This window comes from Streptomyces sp. YGL11-2 (genome assembly GCF_050054615.1).
Classification (GTDB): domain Bacteria; phylum Actinomycetota; class Actinomycetes; order Streptomycetales; family Streptomycetaceae; genus Streptomyces.
On the sequence record NZ_JBNHIN010000020.1, the window covers coordinates 108,129 to 130,504 of the forward strand.

18 protein-coding genes are annotated in these 22,376 nt (G+C 73.8%); 12 read left to right on the top strand and 6 right to left on the bottom strand.

The window, feature by feature from the left end; genetic code table 11:
* The first annotated feature begins 184 nt into the window (after window positions 1-184).
* From egtA to ACO1BR_RS23165, 6 genes are all read left to right on the top strand, one after another.
* The gene (gene egtA / locus ACO1BR_RS23140; RefSeq protein ID WP_426796990.1) at window positions 185-1,525 is read left to right on the top strand and encodes an ergothioneine biosynthesis glutamate--cysteine ligase EgtA; all 1,341 of its coding nucleotides are present in this window, start codon (window positions 185-187) and stop codon (window positions 1,523-1,525) included.
* On the top strand, window positions 1,522-2,847 hold the full coding sequence (gene egtB / locus ACO1BR_RS23145; RefSeq protein ID WP_426796991.1) for an ergothioneine biosynthesis protein EgtB: 1,326 nt from the start codon (window positions 1,522-1,524) through the stop codon (window positions 2,845-2,847). The genes egtA and egtB overlap by 4 nt, the downstream gene beginning before the upstream one ends.
* Window positions 2,847-3,602 (top strand): ergothioneine biosynthesis protein EgtC, encoded by a 756-nt coding sequence (egtC, locus tag ACO1BR_RS23150; protein ID WP_426796992.1) that lies wholly within the window; start codon window positions 2,847-2,849, stop codon window positions 3,600-3,602. The genes egtB and egtC overlap by 1 nt, the downstream gene beginning before the upstream one ends.
* A complete protein-coding gene (gene egtD, locus ACO1BR_RS23155) occupies window positions 3,599-4,561 on the top strand; it encodes an L-histidine N(alpha)-methyltransferase (protein ID WP_426796993.1) in 963 nt (320 codons plus the stop codon). The genes egtC and egtD overlap by 4 nt, the downstream gene beginning before the upstream one ends.
* A 110-nt stretch (window positions 4,562-4,671) precedes the next feature.
* A complete protein-coding gene (locus ACO1BR_RS23160; protein ID WP_426796994.1) occupies window positions 4,672-5,604 on the top strand; it encodes a phosphatidylinositol-specific phospholipase C in 933 nt (310 codons plus the stop codon).
* 229 nt (window positions 5,605-5,833) lie between these two features.
* Window positions 5,834-6,886, top strand: coding sequence for a trypsin-like serine peptidase (locus tag ACO1BR_RS23165; protein WP_426796995.1), 1,053 nt, complete (start codon window positions 5,834-5,836; stop codon window positions 6,884-6,886).
* Here the strand turns inward: ACO1BR_RS23165 and ACO1BR_RS23170 are convergent.
* Window positions 6,883-7,962, bottom strand: coding sequence for a phosphatidylinositol-specific phospholipase C domain-containing protein (locus ACO1BR_RS23170; RefSeq protein ID WP_426796996.1), 1,080 nt, complete (start codon window positions 7,960-7,962; stop codon window positions 6,883-6,885). The two genes, ACO1BR_RS23165 and ACO1BR_RS23170, sit on opposite strands and share 4 nt — an antisense overlap.
* Window positions 7,963-8,280: 318 nt before the next feature.
* On the opposite strand from ACO1BR_RS23170, the gene ACO1BR_RS23175 reads away from it, so the two are divergent.
* The gene (locus ACO1BR_RS23175) at window positions 8,281-8,832 is read left to right on the top strand and encodes a DUF2165 domain-containing protein (RefSeq protein WP_426796997.1); all 552 of its coding nucleotides are present in this window, start codon (window positions 8,281-8,283) and stop codon (window positions 8,830-8,832) included.
* 80 nt (window positions 8,833-8,912) lie between these two features.
* Here ACO1BR_RS23175 and ACO1BR_RS23180 read toward each other — a convergent pair whose 3' ends face one another.
* Entirely contained in the window at window positions 8,913-12,098 is a 3,186-nt protein-coding gene (locus ACO1BR_RS23180; RefSeq protein ID WP_426796998.1) for a cytochrome P450, read from the bottom strand.
* 147 nt (window positions 12,099-12,245) lie between these two features.
* Between ACO1BR_RS23180 and ACO1BR_RS23185 the strand changes: the two genes are divergently transcribed.
* The 5 genes from ACO1BR_RS23185 to ACO1BR_RS23205 all read left to right on the top strand — a co-directional run bounded on the left by ACO1BR_RS23185 (window position 12,246) and on the right by ACO1BR_RS23205 (window position 17,983).
* Window positions 12,246-13,040 carry a PAS domain-containing protein gene (locus tag ACO1BR_RS23185; protein WP_426796999.1) on the top strand — a complete coding sequence of 265 codons (795 nt, stop codon included), beginning with the start codon at window positions 12,246-12,248 and terminating at the stop codon, window positions 13,038-13,040.
* A 73-nt stretch (window positions 13,041-13,113) separates the two neighbouring features.
* A complete protein-coding gene (locus ACO1BR_RS23190; protein ID WP_426797000.1) occupies window positions 13,114-13,575 on the top strand; it encodes a universal stress protein in 462 nt (153 codons plus the stop codon).
* Between the two features lie 94 nt (window positions 13,576-13,669).
* On the top strand, window positions 13,670-13,885 hold the full coding sequence (locus ACO1BR_RS23195) for a dodecin (RefSeq protein WP_426797001.1): 216 nt from the start codon (window positions 13,670-13,672) through the stop codon (window positions 13,883-13,885).
* Between the two features lie 119 nt (window positions 13,886-14,004).
* The gene (locus ACO1BR_RS23200; protein WP_426797002.1) at window positions 14,005-15,444 is read left to right on the top strand and encodes an amino acid permease; all 1,440 of its coding nucleotides are present in this window, start codon (window positions 14,005-14,007) and stop codon (window positions 15,442-15,444) included.
* A 160-nt stretch (window positions 15,445-15,604) separates the two neighbouring features.
* Window positions 15,605-17,983: a GH92 family glycosyl hydrolase gene (locus ACO1BR_RS23205; protein ID WP_426797003.1), complete on the top strand. Its 2,379-nt coding sequence runs from the start codon at window positions 15,605-15,607 to the stop codon at window positions 17,981-17,983.
* 48 nt (window positions 17,984-18,031) lie between these two features.
* On the opposite strand, the gene ACO1BR_RS23210 is transcribed toward ACO1BR_RS23205, so the two are convergent.
* The 4 genes from ACO1BR_RS23210 to ACO1BR_RS23225 form a co-directional block, all read right to left on the bottom strand.
* A complete protein-coding gene (locus tag ACO1BR_RS23210) occupies window positions 18,032-18,244 on the bottom strand; it encodes an EF-hand domain-containing protein (protein ID WP_426797004.1) in 213 nt (70 codons plus the stop codon).
* A gap of 80 nt (window positions 18,245-18,324) precedes the next feature.
* Window positions 18,325-20,784: an excinuclease ABC subunit UvrA gene (gene uvrA, locus ACO1BR_RS23215; protein ID WP_426797005.1), complete on the bottom strand. Its 2,460-nt coding sequence runs from the start codon at window positions 20,782-20,784 to the stop codon at window positions 18,325-18,327.
* 76 nt (window positions 20,785-20,860) lie between these two features.
* Window positions 20,861-22,168 carry an NAD(P)/FAD-dependent oxidoreductase gene (locus tag ACO1BR_RS23220; RefSeq protein ID WP_426797006.1) on the bottom strand — a complete coding sequence of 436 codons (1,308 nt, stop codon included), beginning with the start codon at window positions 22,166-22,168 and terminating at the stop codon, window positions 20,861-20,863.
* A complete protein-coding gene (locus ACO1BR_RS23225) occupies window positions 22,165-22,359 on the bottom strand; it encodes a ferredoxin (protein ID WP_426797007.1) in 195 nt (64 codons plus the stop codon). Before ACO1BR_RS23225 ends, ACO1BR_RS23220 begins: the two co-directional genes overlap by 4 nt.
* Between the last annotated feature and the right edge of the window lie 17 nt (window positions 22,360-22,376).

Here is a 22,376-nt window from a genome sequence, read left to right on the forward strand (position 1 = left end):
CCGGCGGCGGTCGCAGGACACCCGAACGGACGTACGGGTTTCTCCGTGCCCAACCCCCTCTTCACCAGGCCGGTCACCGGCCCGGGACCGCCCGCGGCGGACAGGCGCTCTTGAGCGCAACGCCCCCAGGGGCTTAGGTGGAGGACGGCAATCCAGCCGCCGCCCCGGAGGGGAGAGGGAAGCGATGCGCGTACGGCCGGCAGTGTCGGAAGCGGAACTTGAGGCCCACTTGCACGGGATCTGTTTCAAGACGGGACCGCCTCGCCGCATAGGCGTCGAGATCGAGTTCCTGGTGCACGACGCGCGCAACCCTCGATGTCCGGTCGAACCGTCCCGGATGCGCGCCGCGGCAGCCGCACTGCGTGCCCTGCCCCTCCATTCCTCCCTCAGCTTCGAACCCGGCGGCCAGCTGGAGCTCAGCTCGCTGCCCGCCACCTCGCTCGGCGCCTGCGTCGCGTCCGTCACGGACGATCTGGCACGGGTCCGGCCCGCGATGCGGGACCTGGGCCTCGGCATCGCGGGCCACGGCCACAATCCGTGGCACTCCCCCCGGCGGATCCTCAACGAGCCGCGCTATGACGCCATGGAGGCGTATCTCGACCGGTGGGGCCCGGCCGGGCGCTCCATGATGTGCGCCACCGCGTCCGTACAGGTCTGCGTGGACGCCGGGTACGAGGAGCCGGGGACGCTGGGACTCGGCAGGCGGTGGGTGCTCGCGCACCTGCTCGGCGCGGTGCTGTCCGCCGCGTTCGCCAACTCGCCGGTCAGCGAGGGGAGCCCGACCGGCTTCCGCACCACCCGCCAGGCCGTCTGGTCGCAGCTCGACCCGGGCCGGACGCTCGCCCCGCCGCTGGGCCCCGACCCGCGCGCCGCGTGGTCCCGCTATGTGCTGGACGCCCCGGTGATGTGCATCCGCAGCACGGACGGCCCCTGGGACGCGCCGCCCGGCCTCACCTTCCGCGAGTGGATCCGTACCGGCGTACCCCGACCCCCGACCCGGGAGGACCTCGACTACCACGTGACCACCCTCTTCCCGCCCGTACGACCGCGCGGCCATCTGGAGCTGCGCATGATCGACGCGCAGCCCGGCGACGCCGGGTGGATCGTTCCGCTGGCCGTCACGGCGGCGCTGTTCGACGATCCGGAGGCGTCCGAGCATGCCTACCGGATCGTCAAACCCCTGGCGGAGACGGCCGGTTCCCATCCCGCACCACGGAATCCGCTGTGGCGGCGGGCGGCCCGCGGCGCGCTGACCGACCCCGAGCTGCGCTCCGCCGCGGTGGCCTGTTTCGCGGCGGCGCAGGAGGCGCTGCCCCGGCTGGGCGCCCCGGCCGGCGTCCGCGCGGCGGTCGCGGAGTTCGCCGAGCGCTATGTGGCACGCGGCCGGTGCCCCGCGGACGACCGCCTCGACGCGCTGCACGCGGCGGACGGCACCGGCCGCACTCCCGACCACGGCCGGGCCGGCGAAGGCGCCCCCGACACCGCGGCCCGCAACCGTCTCACCCTTGGGAAGGACAGCCAGTGACCACCGATTCCGAGTCGCTCCGGGAGCGCGCGGCGGCGGCACTGCTCGCCGCCCGCGACCGTACCCGCCTGCTGACCACCTGCGTCGAGAACCCCGATCTCGTCGCCCAGCACTCGCCGTTGATGTCGCCGCTGGTGTGGGACCTGGCGCACATCGGCAACCAGGAAGAGCAGTGGCTGCTGCGCACCGTCGGCGGCCGGGAGGCGCTCCGCCCGGACATCGACTCCGTCTACGACGCCTTCGAGCATCCGCGCGCCGAACGCCCCACCCTGCCGCTGCTGGGCCCCGACGAGGCACACGGCTATGTCGCCGAGGTCCGCGGCCGGGTGCTGGACGTCCTGGAGCGCACCCCGCTGCACGGCGGACCGCTGCTGGACTCCGGCTTCGCCTTCGGAATGATCGCGCAGCACGAACAGCAGCACGACGAAACGATGCTGATCACCCATCAGCTACGTCAGGGGCCCGCCGTGCTCACCGCGCCCGAGCCCCCGGCCGCCCCAGGCGTCCGCCTGCCGTCCGAAGTCCTCATCCCCGGCGGGCCGTTCACCATGGGCACCTCCACGGAGCCCTGGGCACTGGACAACGAGCGGCCCGCGCACCGCCGGGAGGTGCCCGCGTTCCTGCTCGACACCACCCCGGTCAGCAACGCCGCGTACCAGCGCTTCATCGAGGACGGCGGCTACGGCGAGCCGCGCTGGTGGGCGCCGGAAGGCTGGGCGCAGGTGCGCGAACACCGCCTGCACGCACCGCTGTTCTGGCGGCGCGAGGGAAACCAGTGGCTGCGCCGCCGGTTCGGGGTGACCGAGCCGGTGCCGCCGGACGAGCCGGTGCTGCACGTGAGCTGGTACGAGGCGGACGCCTATGCGCGCTGGGCCGGCCGGCGGCTGCCCACCGAGGCCGAGTGGGAGAAGGCGGCCCGGCACGACCCGGCGGCCGGTCGGGCGATGCGCTACCCGTGGGGCGACGAGGATCCGACCCCGGCGCACGCCAACCTCGGCCAGCGGCATCTGCGCCCGGCCCCCGTCGGCAGCTACCCGGAAGGACAGTCCCCGCTCGGCGTGTACCAGTTGATCGGCGATGTCTGGGAGTGGACGGCGAGCGACTTCCTCCCCTACCCCGGCTTCGCGGCCTTCCCCTACCGGGAGTACTCGGAGGTGTTCTTCGGCAGCGCGTACAAGGTGCTGCGCGGCGGCTCCTTCGCGGTGGACCCGGTGGCCTGCCGCGGCACCTTCCGCAACTGGGACCTGCCGATCCGGCGGCAGATCTTCGCCGGGTTCCGCACCGCCCGGGACGTCGGCCCGGACGCTCCGGGATCTCTCTGATGTGCCGTCATATCGCGTATCTGGGACCGGAGATACCGTTCGGGCAGATCGTGCTGGCGCCGCCGAACGGGCTGTACCGGCAGTCCTGGGCACCACGCCGCCAGCGGCACGGCACGGTCAACGCGGACGGCTTCGGGGTCGGCTGGTACGCGCCCGGCGACCCGGTTCCCGCCCGCTACCGCCGGGCCGGCCCGATCTGGGCCGACGAGCAGCTGCCGGACCTGGCCCGGGTGGTCCGCACCGGCGCGGTGCTCGCCGCCGTACGGGACGCGACCGTGGCCGGCGCGGACGCCGAGGCGGCAGCCGCGCCGTTCGCCGCGGGCCGGTACCTCTTCAGCCACAACGGCGCGGTGGCCGGCTGGCCGGACACGCTCGCCCCGCTGGCGGCCGAGCTGCCGGCCGTGGAACTGCTCCGCCTCCAGGCGCGCTGCGACACCGCGTTCCTCTGGGCGCTGGTCCAGCACCGGCTGACCCTCGGCGACGACGTGGACGAGGCGCTGGCCGGCACCGTCCGGGCGGTGGCACGGGCCGCGCCCGGCTCCCGGCTCAACCTGCTGCTGACCGACGGCACCGCCATCGCCGCCACCTCGTGGGGCGACACCCTGTGCCACCTGGCCGTGCCCGGCGGCGGCCGGGTCGTCGCCTCCGAGCCCTATGACGACTCCCCCCACTGGACCGAGGTCCCCGACCGCACACTGCTGCGTGCCACCCGCAGCGACGTCCACCTCACCCCGCTCAAGGAGCCCGCAACGTGAGCCCCCTCAGCATCACCCGCACCCTCCCCGCCGACGCCACCGCGGCCGCGCTCCGCGCCGACGTCTCCCAGGGCCTGACCGCCACGCCGAAGCAGCTGCCGCCCAAGTGGTTCTACGACGCCCGCGGCAGCAAGCTGTTCGACGAGATCACCACGCTCCCCGAGTACTACCCCACCCGCGCCGAACGCGAGATCCTGCTCGCCGTCGCGGACCGGATCGCCGCGGCCACCCGTGCCCGCACCCTCATCGAGCTGGGCTCCGGCTCGTCCGACAAGACCCGCCATCTGCTGCGGGCGCTGACCGACCTGGACACCTATCTCCCCATCGACGTCAGCGAGTCGGCGCTGCGGGAGGCCGGCGAGGCGCTGCTCGCCGAGCACCCGGGCCTCACCGTGCACGCGCTGGTCGCCGACTTCCAGCAGGGCCTCGCGCTGCCGCCTGCGCCCGGCCCCCGGCTGCTCGCCTTCCTGGGCGGCACCATCGGCAACCTGCTCCCGGACGAGCGCGCCGACTTCCTGCGCTCCGTCCACGACCTGCTCTCCCCCGGCGACGCCCTGCTGCTGGGCACCGACCTGGTCAAGGACGAGGCCACGCTCGTCGCCGCGTACGACGACGCGCGCGGGGTGACCGCCGCCTTCAACAAGAACGTCCTGGAGGTCGTCAACCGGGAACTGGGCGGCGACTTCGACCCGGCGGACTTCGACCACGTCGCGCTCTGGAACGCGGAGCGCGAATGGATCGAGATGCGGCTCCGGGCCCGCGAGGAGCTGACCGTGAAGATACCGGGCATCGATCTGGCGGTGCCGTTCGCGGCCGGCGAGGAGCTGCGGACCGAGGTCTCCGCGAAGTTCCGCAAGGACCGGGTGCGAGACGAACTCCAGGCCGCCGGGCTGGAGTTGACGGAGTGGTGGACGGACGAGGCGGGCCGGTTCGCGCTGTCCCTCGCCACCCGGAACTGACAGCCGGGTAGCCCCGCCCCCCGTCGATGTGATGCGATGCCCCGATCGTGTGTTCGCGCGCTCCAGGGCGCGCGGCCGGTCGCGCACGGACTCGACGGAGGGGCAGGGGCATGGGGCTGGATCGGCGGGGATTCCTCAGGAGCGCGGCGGGGTTGTCCGCCGCCGGGTTACTGGCGGGCACCGGCGGCGGGCATTCCACGGCAGCGGCGGCGTCCCGACAGCGCAGCCGGCGCCGCACGCTCTCCGTACAGGACTGGATGTCGGCGCTCGGCGACGCCACCCCCGTCCAGCGGCTGTCCCTCCCCGGCACCCATGACTCCGGCGCCCGCCACGGCGGCCCGTGGGTCGCCTGCCAGAACACCCCCGTAGCCGACCAACTGGCCAGCGGCATACGGTTCCTGGACGTCCGATGCCGGGCCATCGACGACGTCTTCGCGATCCACCACGGCGCCTTCTACCAGGAGCTGATGTTCGGCGACGTGCTCGACGCCTGCCGGGCGTTCCTCCGGGCGCACCCCTCCGAGACGGTGCTGATGCGCGTCAAGCAGGAGTACTCGGACGTCTCGGCCGCGGAGTTCCGCCGGATCTTCGGCATCTACCTGGACGCGAAGGGCTACCGCCCGCTGTTCCGGCTGGAGCCCGACCTGCCGACGCTGGGCCGGGCCCGGGGCCGGGTCGTCCTGCTGGCCGACTCCGACGGGCTGGGCGGCGTCCGGTACGCCGACCCGCGGCTCTTCGACATCCAGGACGACTACATGACCGAGCCGTTCGGGAAGTGGCCCAAGGTCGAGGCACAGTTCCGCAAGGCCGTCGCCCAGCCCGGGAAGCTGTTCGTCAACTACGTCAGCACCGCCGCCCTGCTGCCGCCCCGCTCCAACGCGGACCGGCTCAACCCACAGGTCAAGAACCTGCTGGAGAGCGCGGAGGGCAGCGGCTGGCGGGGGCTGGGCATCGTCCCGATGGACTTCCCGAACGAGTTCGGGCTGGCCCGGACGCTGATCGGGCACAACCTGGCGGGCCGGGGCATCACCCTCGTGGGCTAGGCCGAGGCCGGCGGTGCGACCGTCCGCCCCGCGCTCCCCGGAACCGCCGGAAAACGGGCGTCCCCGAAGCCGGTTCCGTCACCGCGGAACGTGACGATCCGCATGATCCGCCGCCGGGACCGAACCACCGCGGGCCGCCGTGCATCAGACTGGTTGAAATGTCTGGATCCGGCGGCGCCCTCCCCCTCATGACACGGTGCCCCCGGCTGATGCAACGAGGCGACACCAGGTGGACACGAGCGATCGCGGGCTCACGACGACGGCGCAGGACGCGGTCCGGGCGGCCGACCCGTCGGGCAGACCCGCCCCGTCCGAGTGCCCGCGCCCGGCCCGGCGCATCCGCACGGGGCGGTCCCGCGCCGGCGTGCCGCTGCGGGCCACCCTGGCGCTCGGACTGCTGACGGTCGTCGTGGGCGGCGCGGCGCTGGCGCTGGGAGCCACCCAGGGCGATCCGTTCGTGGCGCCCGGCAACCCCGCCACGGGGACGTACACCGCTTCCCGTTCCACCGGCGACCAGGCCGCCGCGGCGGTCCTGGCCGGGCCGTACAAGGAGCGCCCCGGCCCGCCGGTGACCAGTGTGCGCAGCGCCGCCGGCAGCCCGGCGCCGCTGCCCGCCTCCCGGCCCCTGATGGCGACCCCGGCGGCCCCCGCGCCGCCGATCGGCGCGCTGTTCTCGCCCGGTGACGACGGCTCCCCCGCCCACTACTGCACCGCGAGCGTGGTGGACGCCCCCGCCGGGAACCTCGTCGTCACCGCCGCGCACTGCGTGTACGACGGCGGCTTCCGCACCCGGCTGGTCTTCGCGCCGGGTCTGCACGACGGGATCGCGCCGTACGGCCTGTGGGTGGCCACCCGCGTCGACGTCGACCCCCGCTGGATCAGCGACCGGGACCCGGACCGCGATGTGGCGTTCGTACAGGTGCGCCGGCACGGGCGGTCGGACGCGCGGATCGAGGACGTCACCGGGGCCGAGCGGATCCGGTTCGGCGCCCCGCCCGGCCGCCCGACCCAGCTCACCGGCTACCCCGGCGACAACGACACCCCACTCACCTGCCGGCACACCGCCGACGCTCAGGGCCCCGGCCAGCTCCGCTTCCCCTGCCCCGGATTCCCGACCGGTACGAGCGGCGGCCCGATGCTCACCGACCTCGATCCGGAGACCGGCACCGGCTCCCTGATCGGGGTGATCGGCGGCCTGGACGAGGGCGGCGACGACGCGACGTCGTACAGCAGCCGGTTCGGGGACGCCGTGGCGGCGCTCTACCACCGGGCCGCGTCCTAGGGTCCGTCCGGCGCGTCGGGGCCGGGCCGCCCGCCCGGCTGTGCGGTCCCGCGCGGCAGCACCGCCGACAGGACCGACGGGAGCGGGTACCAGTCGGCGGTGGCGAAACTGGCGTGGGCGGCGGCGAGTTCGCGCACCCGGGCCAGCGCGTCGGCCTCGGCGGGATGAGTGGGGTCGAGGGCCGGCGGGACCTTGTGGGCGTCGGTCATGATGAGGAGGTAGTGCCGGGTGTCGTACCAGGCGGTGTCGATGGTGCCGTCCAGGTAGGTCGCGGCATCGCCGTCGAAGACCACGAACCAGGGGCGCAGGGCCGGGTCGGCGTAGCGGTCGCGGGGGTCGCCGGGGGCCGCTCCGTGGACGGCGGGGAACGCCGTGGACCGGTGCAACTCACCCCGGGCGGCCAGGTCCTTGAGGTGGGTGGCGTATGCGACGTCGGTCCACAGTCGGTCGAGCGGGTTGTGCTCCTCGACGGTGCCCGGTATCAGCTCGAAGAGGAACCTGCCGGCGAGGTCGGCGCGCGCCGGCCAGCCGCAGGCCCGGACCGCCTCGTCGGGCGTGGCGTGGCCCGCGGTCAGGTCGCCGGGTCCGTAGACCGCGTCGCCCAGCTTCTGCCGTACGAGCGCGTCGAATTCGGCCGGTCCCCGGCCGCCCTTGGCGTGGAAGCCGTCCTTCATCTCGATCTTGACGAGGATCGGGCGGTGGCCGGGGTGCGCGTCGTGCCAGGCCCGCAGGTCGGCGAGGCAGCCGGCGAAGTCCTGGTCGCGGTGGTCGGTGCGCAGCTCGGCGGCGCCGGCGGCACCGACGCAGTTGCTGTTGCTGCCCAGGGGGTTGCTGTGCGAGACCCGCCAGGACGTGCCGAGGCCGTTGGTCCAGACGTCGACCTCGACGAGCGAGGCTCCGGAGTCCAGCGCGTCCGCGAAGTAGGGGTACTTGGCCTTCTCGTAGGCGTTGTGCACGCCCACCGCCGTACTGGTGCCGTAGCCCGTCGGGGCGGCGGGACCGGCGTCCGCCGGGCCGGCCGCCGCGATCGCCGCCGCCGCGGCGGCCACCGTCCCCGCACGCCTGTTGTCGTCCATGAGCCCCGCCCTCCCGATGTCCCGTCATGCCCCGCGGCCTGTCCGGTGGGTCGGGCCCCGAGCCGATCGGGGAGCAGCGTACGGGAGGTGCCGGGCGCGGCGGTGGCGCGATTGCGGACAATGGTCCGCGTGCGGCCGGGTGGCCGCGCGAGTGACGCTCTGGANGTCATGCCCCGCGGCCTGTCCGGTGGGTCGGGCCCCGAGCCGATCGGGGAGCAGCGTACGGGAGGTGCCGGGCGCGGCGGTGGCGCGATTGCGGACAATGGTCCGCGTGCGGCCGGGTGGCCGCGCGAGTGACGCTCTGGAGGAGTTGTGCGGGTGAGGGAACGCGGGGGAATACCGGCGGCGGGCACGGGCCTGACGTCGGCGGCGGCCGTGCTGACGGGGACGGTCGCGCTCTATGTCGCGCTGGTCGCCTTCGGGAACATCACGGACTTCGGTACCAACCAGCAGTACGTGCGGCATGTCCTGGCGATGGACACCACTTTCCATGACCCGCATCTGATGTGGCGGGCCATCACCTCGCACACGCTGCAGGACGCGGCGTATGTGGCCATCATCGCCTGGGAGTCGGTGGCGGCGCTGGCGCTGCTGGCCGCCACGGTGCTGTGGGTGGTGGGGGCGCGCCGCGGCGACCTGGACCGCGCCCGGCGGGTGGCGACCACGGGGCTGCTGATGGTGCTGGTGCTGTTCGGGGCGGGGTTCCTGGCGATCGGCGGGGAGTGGTTCTCGATGTGGCAGTCGAAGCAGTGGAACGGGGTCGAGGCCGCGGTGCGCAACTTCACCGTGGCGGGGATCGTGCTGCTGGTGATCCACCTGCCGGGGGCGTCGGGACGACCGCGGCAGTCCGCGCAGGAACCGTCCGCCTGACCGGCGGCGGCCTGCCACCACGGCCCCGGTGCGTTCGCGGCGTCCAGTCCGCTGACGCACCGGGGCCTGCCGGCGGTGGCTCAGCCCGCCGCGTACACGTCCTCGATGTACCGCCCCGAGGCGGTCAGTTCGCGCAGCCACGCCTCCGACTCCTGCGCCGACGCGCCGGTCTGCGCACCGTGCAGCTCGCGGAAGGCGGCCCGTACGCCGGGGGCCATCCGGCTGCCGTCGCCGCAGACATGGACCCGGGCCCCGGCCTGGAGGAGCGCCCACACCTCGGCGCCCTCGGCGGCGATCCGGTGCTGGACGAAGCGGTGGCCGTGCTGCGGGCGGGCGCTGAAGACGGGGCACACCACGACCGCGCCGGCCTCCTGGGCGGCGGCGAACTCGGCGGCGTGCAGGTAGTCGCCGTCCGGATCGTCGCAGCCGAAGTAGAGCCGGGCGGGGGCGGTCTGGCCGGCCGCGACGCGGTCGGCGACGGCGCCGCGGAACGGCGCCAGCCCGGTGCCGGCCGCGACCATGATGACCGGGGTGTCCTCTGCGGGGTCGAGGCGGAACGCCTCGCGGCACGGCTGGACGCGGGCCAGCACCGTGTCGCCGGGCCGCAGGGTGTGCAGATAGGTGGAGCCGGTGCCGCCGGGCAGCAGCGAGACCATCAGATCGGCGTGGCGCGGGTCGCCGGCGGGCGAGGAGGACAGGGAGTAGTGCCGGGTGCGGAGCGGCGGCAGCAGCTCCAGGACCACCGGCCAGGGCAGCGCGCCGCGCAGCGCGGGGTGGGCCTCGATCAGCTCGACGACGGTGCGCGGATCGTCCTCGGGGAGGGCTTCCAGCGCCAGGCGCTCGGGCGGGCAGGGGTTGTGGGCGGCCAGCAGAGCGACCTGTTCGGCCGTCGGACGCGCGCCCAACTCCAGGTGGCTTGTGAGGAGTTGGTCTACGGTCAACGGCCGGTCGGCGGGGAGGGTGTCGCGTGCCGGGCGGCCGGCGGGGGCGCCCAGGGACAGCACGGTGTCCGGGTCGGCGCCGAGCGCTGCGGCGGCTCGGGCCACCGCCTCCGGGGTGTTGGCGGGCAGCACGGCGAGGTGGTCGGCGGTGCGGTAGGCGGTGCCGTCCGGGAGGGCGATGCGCAGGAACCGCTTGGGGCGGGGCCAGTCCGGAGCGGTGAGGTCGTACGCCTCGGTGACGGTCATCGCGGTGAGCTCGTGCCGGGCGGCGAGCGCGTCGAGCGGGCCGCCGGTGACCTCCGCGACGGTGTAGCCGGCGCCGTCGGTAGCCGGGGCGCCCGCGCCGATACTCGCCGGGTCGCCGTAGCGGGTCAGCAGCTCGGTGCGCAGTGCGGCGCCGAACTCCTTGACGGACGCGGTCAGTTGGCCGGAGGCGTCGGCCTCGCCACGGGGCAGCAGCCGACGGCCGCCGAGTGCGGCCAGCCGGTCGTCGATGAGGGTGGGCACCTGCTGGTAGGTGGCCGCCCAGTTGCGGTCGCCGACGCCCAGGACGGCGTACGGGACCTCGGACGCGGCACCGTCCGGGGCGGTCCGGAGCCAGTCCACGAACGCCATCGCGTCGTCCGTCGGCTGCCCGTTGTAGGACGCGGCGACGATGACGGCGGGGCGGTCGGCGGGCAGCGCGCCGGCGTAGGCGTCGAGCGGGGCGACCTCGGACGCGAAGCCCAGCACGGCGGCCTCGTCGGCGAGCCGCTCGGCGAACTCCCGGCAGGTGCCGTAGTTGCTGCCGTGCAGCAGGAGCAGCCCGGTGTCCTGCGGGACGCGGGTGGGCAGTTGGTCGTCGGCCGCGGCGTCGGCCGTCCCGCCGTCGGCCGCGGCACCGGGCAGGACGGCCAGCGCGGCGCGGACCGCGGCCCGGTCGGCGGGCGTGCGGGCGGCGAGGGTGAGGGTGAAGCCGTCGGGCTTGAGGGTGAGCGTCTCCTTGATGCGCAGCCGGTAGCCGGCGTGGTCGATCAGCCGGTAGCGGTGGACGAGGAGGGCCAGCAGCATGGTCGCCTCGTGGAGCGCGAACTGCCGTCCGATGCAGGCGCGTTCACCGGTGCCGAACGGCTTGTAGGCGTGCGGCGAGCGGGCCGCCTCGGCCTCCGGGCTGAAGCGGAACGGATCGAACAGGTCCGGGTTGTCGCCCCAGACCGGGTCGCGGTGCAGCATCGGCGTGAGGACGGTGACCAGTTCGCCGGCCCGGACCGGGTAGCGTCCGCCGAGCAGCGTGTCGGTACGGGCCTGCCGGCTGAAGACGGCGGCGGTGGGCCACAGCCGCAGCGCCTCGTTGAGCACCTGCCGGGTGAACGCCAGCTTCCCGATGTCCTCGAAGGACGGGTCGGGATCGGCCTCGTCGCCCCACAGCGCGTCCGCCTCGCGCTGCACCATCCGCAGTGCGAGGGGGTCCTTGAGGAGGTGGTACAGGGCGAAGGAGAGCGCGCCGGAGGTGGTCTCATGGCCGGCGATCAGGAAGGTGATGACCTGGTTGCGGATGTTGGCGAGGTCCAGCACCGGCCCCTGGCGCCCGTCGCCCTCGCCGGTGGCGGCGAGCATCAGGCCGAGCAGATCGTCCTCGCCGCGGTCACCGCCCGCCGTACGGGCGTCGATCACCTCGTCGACGACGGACGCGAGGTAGTCGGCGTCGGCGCGGAACGCCGCGTCCGCCGCGGAGTGGTCGGTGCCCGGCTTGCGGGCGAACTTGGTCATGCTCCATTCCAGGCAGCGCACCATGGACTCGACGAACGGGTGCGGGGTGTCCCGGGAGAACGACTCGAAGTCGAAGCCGAAGCCGGCGAGCCCGATGGTGTCCAGCGTCATCCGGGTCATGTCGTCCGCGACCTCGACGGGCGTGCCGTCGGCCAGCTTCCGGTCCCAGCTCGCCATGACCCGGCGGGCGACCCTCAGCATCGCCGGGTGGTAGGTCCGCATCGAGCCGAGCGCGAAGGCCGGCATCAGGACCTCGTGCGCCCTGGCCCAGTTCGGCTCGTCGTTGTAGGCGGTGAACAGACCGTCACCGGCGAACTCTCTGACGTCCTCCAGGACGACCGACACGCCCTTGGCGAAGCGGGTCTCGTCGGCGACCTCGGTGACCAGGTCGAGCGAGGACAGGAACAGCGTCTCGCGCTCGCCGAACTTGCGCAGGAACGCCGGGCCGTGGATCCGGGCGAGGTCCATGGCCTGCTGGATGGGCGTCGTGGCGATCCCGGGCGCCGTGAGGTCGGCGACCGGGAGGCTCACCTCGGCGGCTCGTTCGCCCGTCTGGGGCGCGATGGTGTCGGTCATGTCTCCAGCGTGACCCGCCCGGTGTGCGGGGCAGGGCCGGGCAACTGCATGATTGTGCAGTGGTTTATCGCTGAACACTCTTGTGTGCGGGCCCGCGATGGGGCAGCGGCGAGGGCCGGGGCGGGAGAAAGGGCGGGAATCGGGGCGATGGGCACACGGACGGACCGGACCGGCGACGGTGTGCCGGACGGCGGCGAGGACGCGTCCGGCACGGGCGCGCGAGGCGGTGCGACCGCACCGGACGGCACGGCGGGCCCGCCCGGCGCGGACCCTGCGCCCGGCCACGCGGCGGGTGCGCACGGCCCGCCCCGGCTCGATCTGGCCGGCCGCTGCGCGGTCACTCCCTACCGCCACTACTTCGGGATGCTGCTGGACCGGGTCCCCACCCCGATCGCGGTGTGCCTGGCCGACGGCGAGGTGCTGGTCGCCAACCCGGCGATGGCCGCCCAGTGGGGCGCCTCCCCCGGGCAGCTGCGCGGCCGCAATCTGCTGGACCAGTTCCGGCCCCGCGACAAGGCGCAGATCACCCGGCTCACCGAGGCTCTGCGACTGGGCCACCGGTCGCGCTACCCGGTGGAGGTGCGCTGGCGGGTCGGCGCCGAAGGGCCCGAGCGGGAAGGCGAGTTGTCCGTGGACCCGGTCGGCGATCCGTCCGTCCAGCCGCCCGCGCTGCTGACGCTGCTGCGGGTGAACGAGACCGCGCCGGCGCCCGCGCCGCGCGCCGCGGCCAGCCCCGTGGAGGCCCGGATCCTGGCGCTGGCGGCCGGCGGCGCCACCACCGCGGCGATCGGCACCGCACTGGGGCTGACGGTCGACGGCGTCAACTACCACCTCACCCGGCTGGCCCGCCGCTGGCGGGTGCAGGGCCGCACCGCACTCGTCGCCAGGGCCTACGTGCTGGGCGTACTGTCCCCGGACAGCTGGCCGCCCGCCCCCGCGTGACCGGTGGCCGAAGCCGCCCGCCCCGCCGAGCCCGGGAGCCCACCGCCGCCCGCGTACGGATAACCTCCGTGGTGTGGAGGAGAACGCAGCAGCGCCGTTCGAGCGCGGAACGGACGGCCCGAAGGTCATCGTCGTCGGCGTCGACGGCTCCGACTCGTCGTGGCGCGCCGCCGCCTACGCCGCCGGGCTGGCCCGGCGCCAGGGCTCGAAGCTGGTGATGGTCTACGTGCAGCCGGTGCTGCCGGCCGGAGCGGCGATGGGCGCCCCGGTCGTGGACACCACCACCGAGGTCGCCGAGGAGCTGATGACCGAGATCCGCAAGGCGACCGACCGGCTGGACGGGATCTACCACCTGCGCTGGGAGTTCCACACCCTGCGCGGGGACCCGTACAGCGGCATGGTGCAGATGGCCGACGAGCTGAAGGCGGACGCGGTGGTGGTCGGCGCCTCGGAGTCCGCCGGGCACCGCATCATGGGATCGGTCGCGGTGCGCCTGGTCAAGGCCGGGCGGTGGCCGGTCACGGTCGTCCCGTAGCCCGCGGCGGCAAGCTCCGCTGGTGGGGTGGGCCGGGCTGAGGCACGGTGGGAGATGGACGGGCGGAGCGCCGCCCCGGCCGAGGGAGACCACCGTGACGGACCGCACCTATCGCGTCACCGAGATCGTGGGGACGTCCCAGCACAGCGTGGACGCCGCGATCCAGAACGGCATCAAGCGCGCCTCGACAACCCTGCGCAACCTCGACTGGTTCGAGATCTGCCAGGTCCGCGGCCATATCGTCGACGGGCGGATCGACCACTACCAGGTCGGACTGAAGGTCGGATTCCGGCTGGAGGAGGCCGACTGAAGCCCCGGGGCCGATCGGCGCCCTGACGCCGAGTCGCCTTTCTCCGGGCCTGCCCAGCAGCCATGATGATCCGCCGTCGGACCAGCTCGGTCCGTACGGAGCGTACGGAGGGATCACGCATGGCACGCAGGGAACTGCGCGAGGGAGCGGGCGTATGGCGCCGTAAACCGATCGAGCACATCGAGGAGCCGGAAGGCACCGCGGGCCAGCAACTGACCCGCGAGCTGGGGCTGTGGCAGCTGACCGCCATCGGTGTCGGCGGCATCATCGGCGCGGGCATCTTCACCCTGGCCGGCACCGTCGCCAACGGCACGGCCGGTCCGGCGGTCCTGGTCTCCTTCCTCATCGCCGGCGTGGCCAGCGCCGCGGCGGCCTTCTCGTACGCGGAGTTCGCCGGGCTGATCCCGAAGGCGGGCTCGGCCTACACCTACGGCTACGCGGTGCTGGGCGAGCTGGCCGGCTGGTTCATCGGCTGGGATCTGCTGCTGGAGTACACCGCGATCGTGGCAGTGGTCGCGATCGGCATCTCCGGCTACTTCTCCTTCCTGCTCGGCGAGATGGGGCTCAAGCCGCCGGTCTGGATGCTCGGCGCCCCCGGCACCGGGCCCGGCCACCGGATGGACCTCTTCGCCGCGGTGCTCTGCCTGCTCATCGCGTATCTGCTGACCCTCGGCATCAAGAACGCCGCTCGTTTCGAGACACTCGTGGTCGGCCTGAAAGTGCTGGTCGTCCTGGTCGTCATCGGGGTCGGCTTCGCCCACATCAACACCGCCAACTACCATCCCTTCTTCCCGTTCGGCGTCGGCGGCGCGTTCACCGGCGCGGCCACCGTCTTCTTCGCGGTCTTCGGCTACGACGCGATGAGCACCGCGGCGGAGGAGTCCAAGGACGCCCAGCGCCACATGCCGAAGGCGATCATGTACTCGCTGGCGGTCTCGATGGTCCTCTACGTCCTCGCCTGCCTGGTGCTGACGGGGATGCAGAACTACCGGCACATCGACCCGAAGAGCGGGTTCTCCACCGCGTTCAAGTCGGTTGGCCTGGACGCGCTGGCGGACGTCATCGCGGTCGGCGCGATCATCGGCATCCTGACGGTGATGTTCACCTTCATGCTCGGGGTGACCCGGGTGTGGTTCTCGATGAGCCGGGACGGGCTGCTGCCGAAGTGGTTCGCCAAGACCAGTGCCACCCACCACGTGCCGGTCCGGGTCACCTGGATCGTCGGCGTCGCCTCCGCGCTCATCGCGGGCTTCCTGCCGATCGGCGACGCCGCCGAGCTGACGAACATCGGCATCCTGCTGGCGTTCGTGGTGGTCTGCATCTCGGTGATCGTGCTCCGCTACAAGCGCCCCGAACTGCCGCGCACCTTCCGCACCCCGGGGATGCCGGTGGTGCCCGCGATCGGGGTGTGCTTCTCGCTCTGGCTGATCACCTTCCTGGAGTGGCAGACCTGGGTCCGGTTCGTGGTGTGGTTCCTGCTCGGGCTGGTCATCTACTTCTCCTACTCCCACCGCCACTCGGGGCTGGCCACGGCGCAGGGCGCGGACGCGGACATCTGACGCGCTGCTGATGGACCATCAAACATGCCTGACACGCAGTCTGTTCAGGGTGGCTCGACGGGGTGGCCGGCGGCTGGCCGTGGCTCTTGACTCGTCCCCGCCCGACCCGAAGAATGACCGCGCTCCGACAACGTTGTCGGCCCTCCTGGAGGTTCTGTCCATGCCCTGGCTCGGAGGCAATCGGCTGCGCACCGCGGGCGCGGTGCTGGCGGCGGCGCTCCTCGGCGGGACGCTCACCGCGCCCGCCGCGCAGGCCGCGCCGCCCGGCGGCCATCTCACCGACCTGGTCAACCCGTTCATCGGCACCCGGAACGACGGCAACACCTACCCGGGGGCCGCCGTGCCGTTCGGCATGGTGCAGCTCTCCCCCGACACCGGCCACTCCACCGGCTACGGCTACGACGACAGCCGTATCCGCGGGTTCGGCGCGGTGCACCTCTCGGGCGTCGGCTGCGGCATCGGCGGCGATCTCCCGGTGCTGCCCACCACCGGCGACATCACCGCCACCGACAACGCCAAGTACGCCGCCGCGTACACCCATCACGGCGAGTCGGCACGGCCCGGCTACTATCGCGTCGGCCTGACCTCGTACGGCGGTATCACCGCGGAGCTGACCGCCACCGCCCGCACCGGCCGGCAGCGCTTCACCTTCCCGGCCACCGACAAGGCCAATGTGCTGCTCAACTCGGGGCAGTCGCTGCACAAGACGGTCTCCACCCGCGTCGAGGTGCTCGACTCGCGGACCGTCCGCACCGCCATCACCGGCCGCGGCTTCTGCCGGGACACCGCGCCGTACACGGTCCACACCCTCACCCGCTTCAGCCGGCCGTTCACGGCGTACGGCACCTGGCGCGGCGGCAAGGTGGCGCCCGGCTCCAGGGACTCCACCGCCACCGGGCACAACGGCGCCTACGTCCGCTTCGACACCCGCAAGGACCGCACCGTCGAGGCGACCACCGCCCTCAGCTATGTGGACGCGGCCGGTGCGGCGCGCAACCTCCGTGCCGAGGGCGGGAGTTCCTTCGAGCGCACGAAGGCCGCGGCGGACGCGGCCTGGGAGCGCCGGCTGGCCGTGGTACGCACCCAGGGCAGCGACCGGGCACTGCGGCGCACCTTCTACTCCTCCCTCTACCGCTCCTTCCTCGCGCCGAACATCGGCGGCGACGTGGACGGCCGCTACACCGGATGGGACCAACGCCCGCACCAGGCAACGGGGTTCACCTACTACCAGAACTGGTCGCTGTGGGACACCTACCGCACCCAGACGCAGCTGCTGTCGCTGCTCGCGCCGCGCGAGGCGCGCGACATGGCGCTGTCCGTGCTGCGGATCGACAAGGAGGGCGGCTGGCTGCCCAAGTGGGGCTACGGCACGGTCGAGACCAACATCATGACCGGCGACCCGGTCACCCCGTTCCTCACCAACGCCTATCGGCAGGGTCTGCTGACGGGCCATGAGGAGGAGGCGTTCGCGGCGCTGCGGAAGAACGCCGACCGGGTGCCGCCGGCCGCCTCTCCGGCCGTCGGGCGGGAGGCCAACGTCCCGTATGTGAAGAACGGTTACGTCCCCTACATCAAGGGGCGCCCGCACACCAAGCCCGGGGACTCCGACTTCGACCACGGCGCCTCGGCGACGCTGGAGTACGCGCTGTCGGACGCGATGCTGGCGCAGATGGCAGGCGACCTGGGCCACCGGGCTGACGCCGGGCGCTATGCCGCCAGGGCGCTCAACTACCGCACGATCTTCGACCGTTCCACCGGTTTCTTCCGGGCCAGGGACGCCCGGGGCGCGTTCACCGGACCCGCCGACCCGGCCAGGAGCGAGGGGTTCCACGAGGGCACGGCGTGGCAGTACCAGTGGCTGGTGCCGCAGGACATGCCGGGGATGATGCGGCTGATCGGCGGCCGGGACCGGGCCGACGCCCGGCTGGACTCCTTCTTCGCCTACCCGCGGCTGCTGCGGGACCCGGCGCGGACGGCGCGCAAGGTCTGGGTGCACGGACCCTACGACTACGACAACGCGGACAAGTACAACCCGGAGAACGAGCCCGATCTCACCGCGCCGTACGCCTACTTGTCGACCGGCCGCCCGTGGAAGACCACCGACGTGGTGCATGCCGCGCTGACGCTGTTCACCGACGCCCCCTCCGGTATGACCGGCAACGACGACCTGGGGACGATGTCGGCGTGGATGGTGCTCAGCTCGATCGGGGTGTTCCCGGTGCAGCCGGGCACCGACACCTGGGGCCTGAGCACTCCGGTCTTCGACCGGGTGGATCTGACGCTGGACCGGCGGTACTTCCCGGCCGGGCACTTCACCGTCACGGCGCCCGGCACGTCGGCCACCGACCGGTACATCCGGTCCGTACGGCTCGACGGCACCCCGCACGACCGTACGTACCTCACCACCGCGGATCTGCGCGCCGGCCGCGAACTGGCCTTCTCCGTGGGCGCGCAGCCGTCCCGGTGGGGCACCGGCGACCGTGCCGCCCCGCCGCCGGTGGGGACGCCGGGAGCACCCGCCACGACCGCGCGGCGGTAGGGCCGGGGCGAGCGCCGAGACCGGGCCCCGGGCCCGGTCTCCCGCGGCTCAGTCCTGGAGGGAGTTCCAGAACTCGTTGAACGACATCCGGCCGTCGCCGTCGCTGTCCTTGGCGTGGATGACCGCCTCGGCCATCGGACCGGTGACGTACGGGTCCCCCATCTCGGCCATGGCGCGCTTGAACTCGTCCGGCGTGACCTGTCCGTCGCCGTCCGCGTCGAACCGTGCGAACGTCGCCCTGGCCTTCTCTATGTCTGCCACGGGAGGTGCCCCTTCGTCGTGCCGCAGGTCGCTGCGCGCTGTCTGTGCTGGTGATCTGACCCGCGTACATTAGCGGACCGTCAGGATTCGGCCATCCGCCCCCGTCCGCAGTGCCGGGCGAGGTAGGGCGCGGTGCGGCTGCCGGGGGCCGCGGCGACCTCGGCCGGGGTGCCGGCGGCGACGATCCGGCCACCCTCCGCGCCGCCGCCGGGACCCAGGTCGATGACGTGGTCGGCGCCCGCCACCACCCCCATGTCGTGCTCGACGACGACCACGGTGTTGCCCGCGTCGACCAGGCCGTGCAGCTGCCGCAGCAGCACCTCGGTGTCGGCGGGGTGCAGGCCGGTGGTGGGCTCGTCGAGGAGGTAGAGGGTGTGGCCGCGGCGGGCCCGCTGGAGTTCGGCGGCGAGCTTGATGCGCTGGGCCTCGCCGCCGGACAGCTCGGTGGCGGGCTGGCCGAGCCGCAGATAGCCGAGGCCGACGTCCTGGAGGGTGCGCAGGCTGCGGGCGGCGGCGGGGACGTCGGCGAGGAACGCCGCGGCGTCGTCGACGGTCAGCGCGAGGACATCGGCGATGGTGCGGTCCCGGTAGGTGACGCGGAGGGTTTCGGGGTTGTAGCGGGCGCCGTGGCAGTCGGCGCAGGGCGCGTAACTGCCGGGCAGGAAGAGGAGTTCGACGGCCACGAAGCCCTCGCCCTGGCACGTCTCGCAGCGGCCGGCGGCGACGTTGAAGGAGAACCGGCCGGCCGTGTAGCCGCGGGCGCGGGCTTCGTCGGTGGCCGCGAAGACCTTGCGCACCGCGTCGAACAGCCCCGTGTAGGTGGCGAGGTTGGAGCGCGGGGTGCGGCCGATGGGCTTCTGGTCGACGCGGACCAGCCGGTCGACGGCCTCCAGGCCCTTGGCGGCGGCCAGTTGCAGACGGGCCTCCGGTCCGGTGTCCGGGGCGTCGGCCTCGGCGTCGGCCCGGTCCGCGCCGAGGTGGTCCCGTACGGCCTCCGCCAGGACCCGGGTGACCAGCGTCGACTTGCCCGATCCGGAGACGCCGGTGACGGCGGTGAAGACGCCGAGCGGGAAGGCGGCGTCCAGGTCGCGCAGGTTGTGCAGGGTGACGCCGTGCAGGGTCAGGGTGCCGGCGGGGGTGCGCGGGGTGCGGCCGGGGGGTGGTGCGGGGGCGAAGAGGAAGCGGCGGGTGGCGGAGTCGGCGGCGTCCGCGAGCGCGGCCACCGGGCCGCTGTGCAGCACCTGTCCGCCGTGCTCCCCGGCCCGCGGGCCGATGTCCACGATCCAGTCGGCGCGCCGCACCACGTCCATGTCGTGCTCGACGACGAAGAGCGAGTTGCCGGCGGCCTTGAGGCGGCCGAGCACGGTGAGCAGGGCCTCGGTGTCGGCGGGGTGCAGGCCGGCGGACGGCTCGTCCAGGACGTAGACGACGCCGAAGAGGCCGGACCGCAGCTGGGTGGCGAGGCGGAGCCGCTGCAGCTCCCCGGCGGAGAGGGTCGGCGCGGGGCGGTCCATGCTGAGGTAGCCCAGGCCGAGTTCGGCGAGCACCTCGATGCGGGCGACCAGGTCGCGGGCGAGCGTCGGGGCCACCCCCTCGTCGGGGCGGTCCGCGGTGGGGCGCAGCAGTGCGGCCAGCGCGCCGAGCGGCAGGGCCGCGAGCGCGGCGATGTCCCGGCCCGCGAAGGTGACGGCCAGCGCCTCGGGGCGCAGCCGCCGCCCGCGGCACACCGGGCAGGGCTCGGCGACCATGAACCCCTGGACGCGCCTGCGCAGCGTGTCGCTCTTCGAGTCGGCGAAGGTGTGCAGGACATAGCGCCGGGCGCTCATGTACTGGCCCTTGTAGGGGCGTTGGATCCGGCCGGCCTCGCGGACCGGGTGGACGGTGACGACCGGCTGCTCGTCGGTGAACAGGATCCACTCGCGGTCGGCGGCCGGCAGGTCGCGCCACGGCCGGTCGATGTCGTGGCCGAGGGCGGCGAGGATGTCGCGGAGGTTCTTGCCCTGCCAGGCGCCGGGCCAGGCGGCGACGGCGCCGTCGCGGATCGAGCGGTCCGGGTCGGGTACGAGGGAGTCCTCGGTGACGCGGTGGACGGTGCCCAGGCCGTGGCACTCCGGGCAGGCCCCGGCCGCCGTGTTGGGCGAGAAGGCGTCGGAGTCCAGCCGCCCGGTCACACCGTGCGGGTAGTCGCCCGCGCGGGAGAACAGCATCCGCAGGGTGTTGGAGAGGGTGGTGACGGTGCCGACCGAGGAGCGGGAGGTGGGCGCGGAGCGCCGCTGCTCCAGGGCGACGGCGGGCGGCAGTCCGGTGATGTCCTCGACCTTCGGCGCGCCGACCTGGTGGATCAGCCGCCGGGCGTACGGGGCGACCGACTCGAAGTAACGGCGCTGCGCCTCCGCGTAGAGCGTGCCGAAGGCCAGCGAGGACTTGCCCGATCCGGACACCCCGGTGAACGCGACCAGCGCGTCCCTCGGGATGTCCACATCGATACCGCGGAGGTTGTGCTCACGGGCGCCGCGCACCCGTACGTAGGAGTCGGACATGCCTCCATGATCGGGCACGGTGCGCCGGAGCCGGGCACCGTCCCCCGTGACCGGCCGCCTGCGGCGGGCGGCGCGGTCAGCTCGCGGCGGTGGCCGCCGCGACCCGCTCGCGGGCCTCGTCCCAGGGGACGGGGGTGGCGACCACCGCGCGCAGCGCCCGGATCTGGCGCGGCGGGACACCGGCCGCGAGCACGCCGACGGCGCTGTCGCCGCGTCCGTAGAGCGCGACGGTGCGGCGTTCGTCGCGGTCCAGGACGGTGGTCTCGACCCGGTCGGCGCCGGCGGTCAGCCCGTACGCCTGGATCTTGAGGGCGTACTGGTCGGACCAGAAGTACGGCACCGGCGCGAAGGGGCGGCGCTCCGGCGGGGTGTCGCCGGGGTCGTGGGCGCCTTCGGCGGCCAGTTCGGCGAGCAGGTTGCGGGCGGCCGCCATGCCCTGCTCGGTGGCGTTCATCCGGTGCTCGAAGCGCAGCGGCCGGCCGTGGAGCGGGTGGTCCCAGCGGGCCACGTCGCCCGCGGCGTAGATCCCAGGCGCCGCGGCGCAGTACGCGTCGCAGCGCAGCCCGTCGGAGGTGTCCAGGGCCGGGTCGTCGAGCCAGTCGACGGCGGGCGCGGAGCCGATGGCGAGCAGGACGACATCGGCCGGCAGCAGGCTGCCGTCGGCCAGCCGTACGCCGCCGACCCGGGCCGGGGCGCCGTCCTCGGCCGCGGTGAACCCGGCGACCGCGCCGGTCACCAGCCGTACGCCCCGGGCGCGGTGCTCCTCGGCGAGCAGTTCGCCGACCTCGGTGCCGACGGCGGCGGCCATGGGGACCGGGTCCCGGCCGACCAGGGTGACGTCATGGCCCAATTCCCGTGCCACCGCGGCGGCTTCGCAGCCCAGGACGCCGTTGCCGACGATGACGAGCCGGCGCGCCGGGTCCGCCAGGCCGGCGCGCAGCGCCAGCGCGTCGTCCAGGGTGCGCAGGGTGTGCACGCCGGCGAGGCCGTCGGCCCCGGGGAGGGTGCGGGCGGTGACACCGGTCGCGACGATCACGCCGGCGCATTCGAGCCTCCCCCGCTCTCGGTCTTGCGCAAGCGGGGGGACCCCCGCACCGCCGTCGAGGGTGAGGGTGCGGGTGGCCGCGTCGAGCCCGGTGGCCCGGGTGCCGAGCCGCAGGTCCAGGCCGAGCGGGTCGAGCTGGTCCCGGGTGCGCAGCAGCAGCCGGTCCGGCTCCCAGGTGCCGTGCAGCAACTGCTTGGACAGCGGCGGCCGGTCGTAGGGCAGTTGGTCCTCTTCGCCGATGAGGGTCAGCGGGCCGTGCCAGCCGGAGCGGCGCAGCGCCTCCGCGGCCGCGAGCCCGGCCGCCGAGGCGCCGACGACGGCGATCGGCCGGGCGCTCACGCGTGCACCTCGATGACCGCGGCGGGGCAGATGGCGGCGGCCTCGCGGACCGCGGCGTGCTGGTCGGCGGCCGGTTCGGCGTCGAGGAGCACGACCACGCCGTCCTCGTCACGCTGGTCGAAGACCTCGGGGGCGATCAGCACGCACTGGCCGGCGGCACAGCACTTGTCGGCATCAAGGGTGATCTTCATGGCAGGGTCTCCGTGGG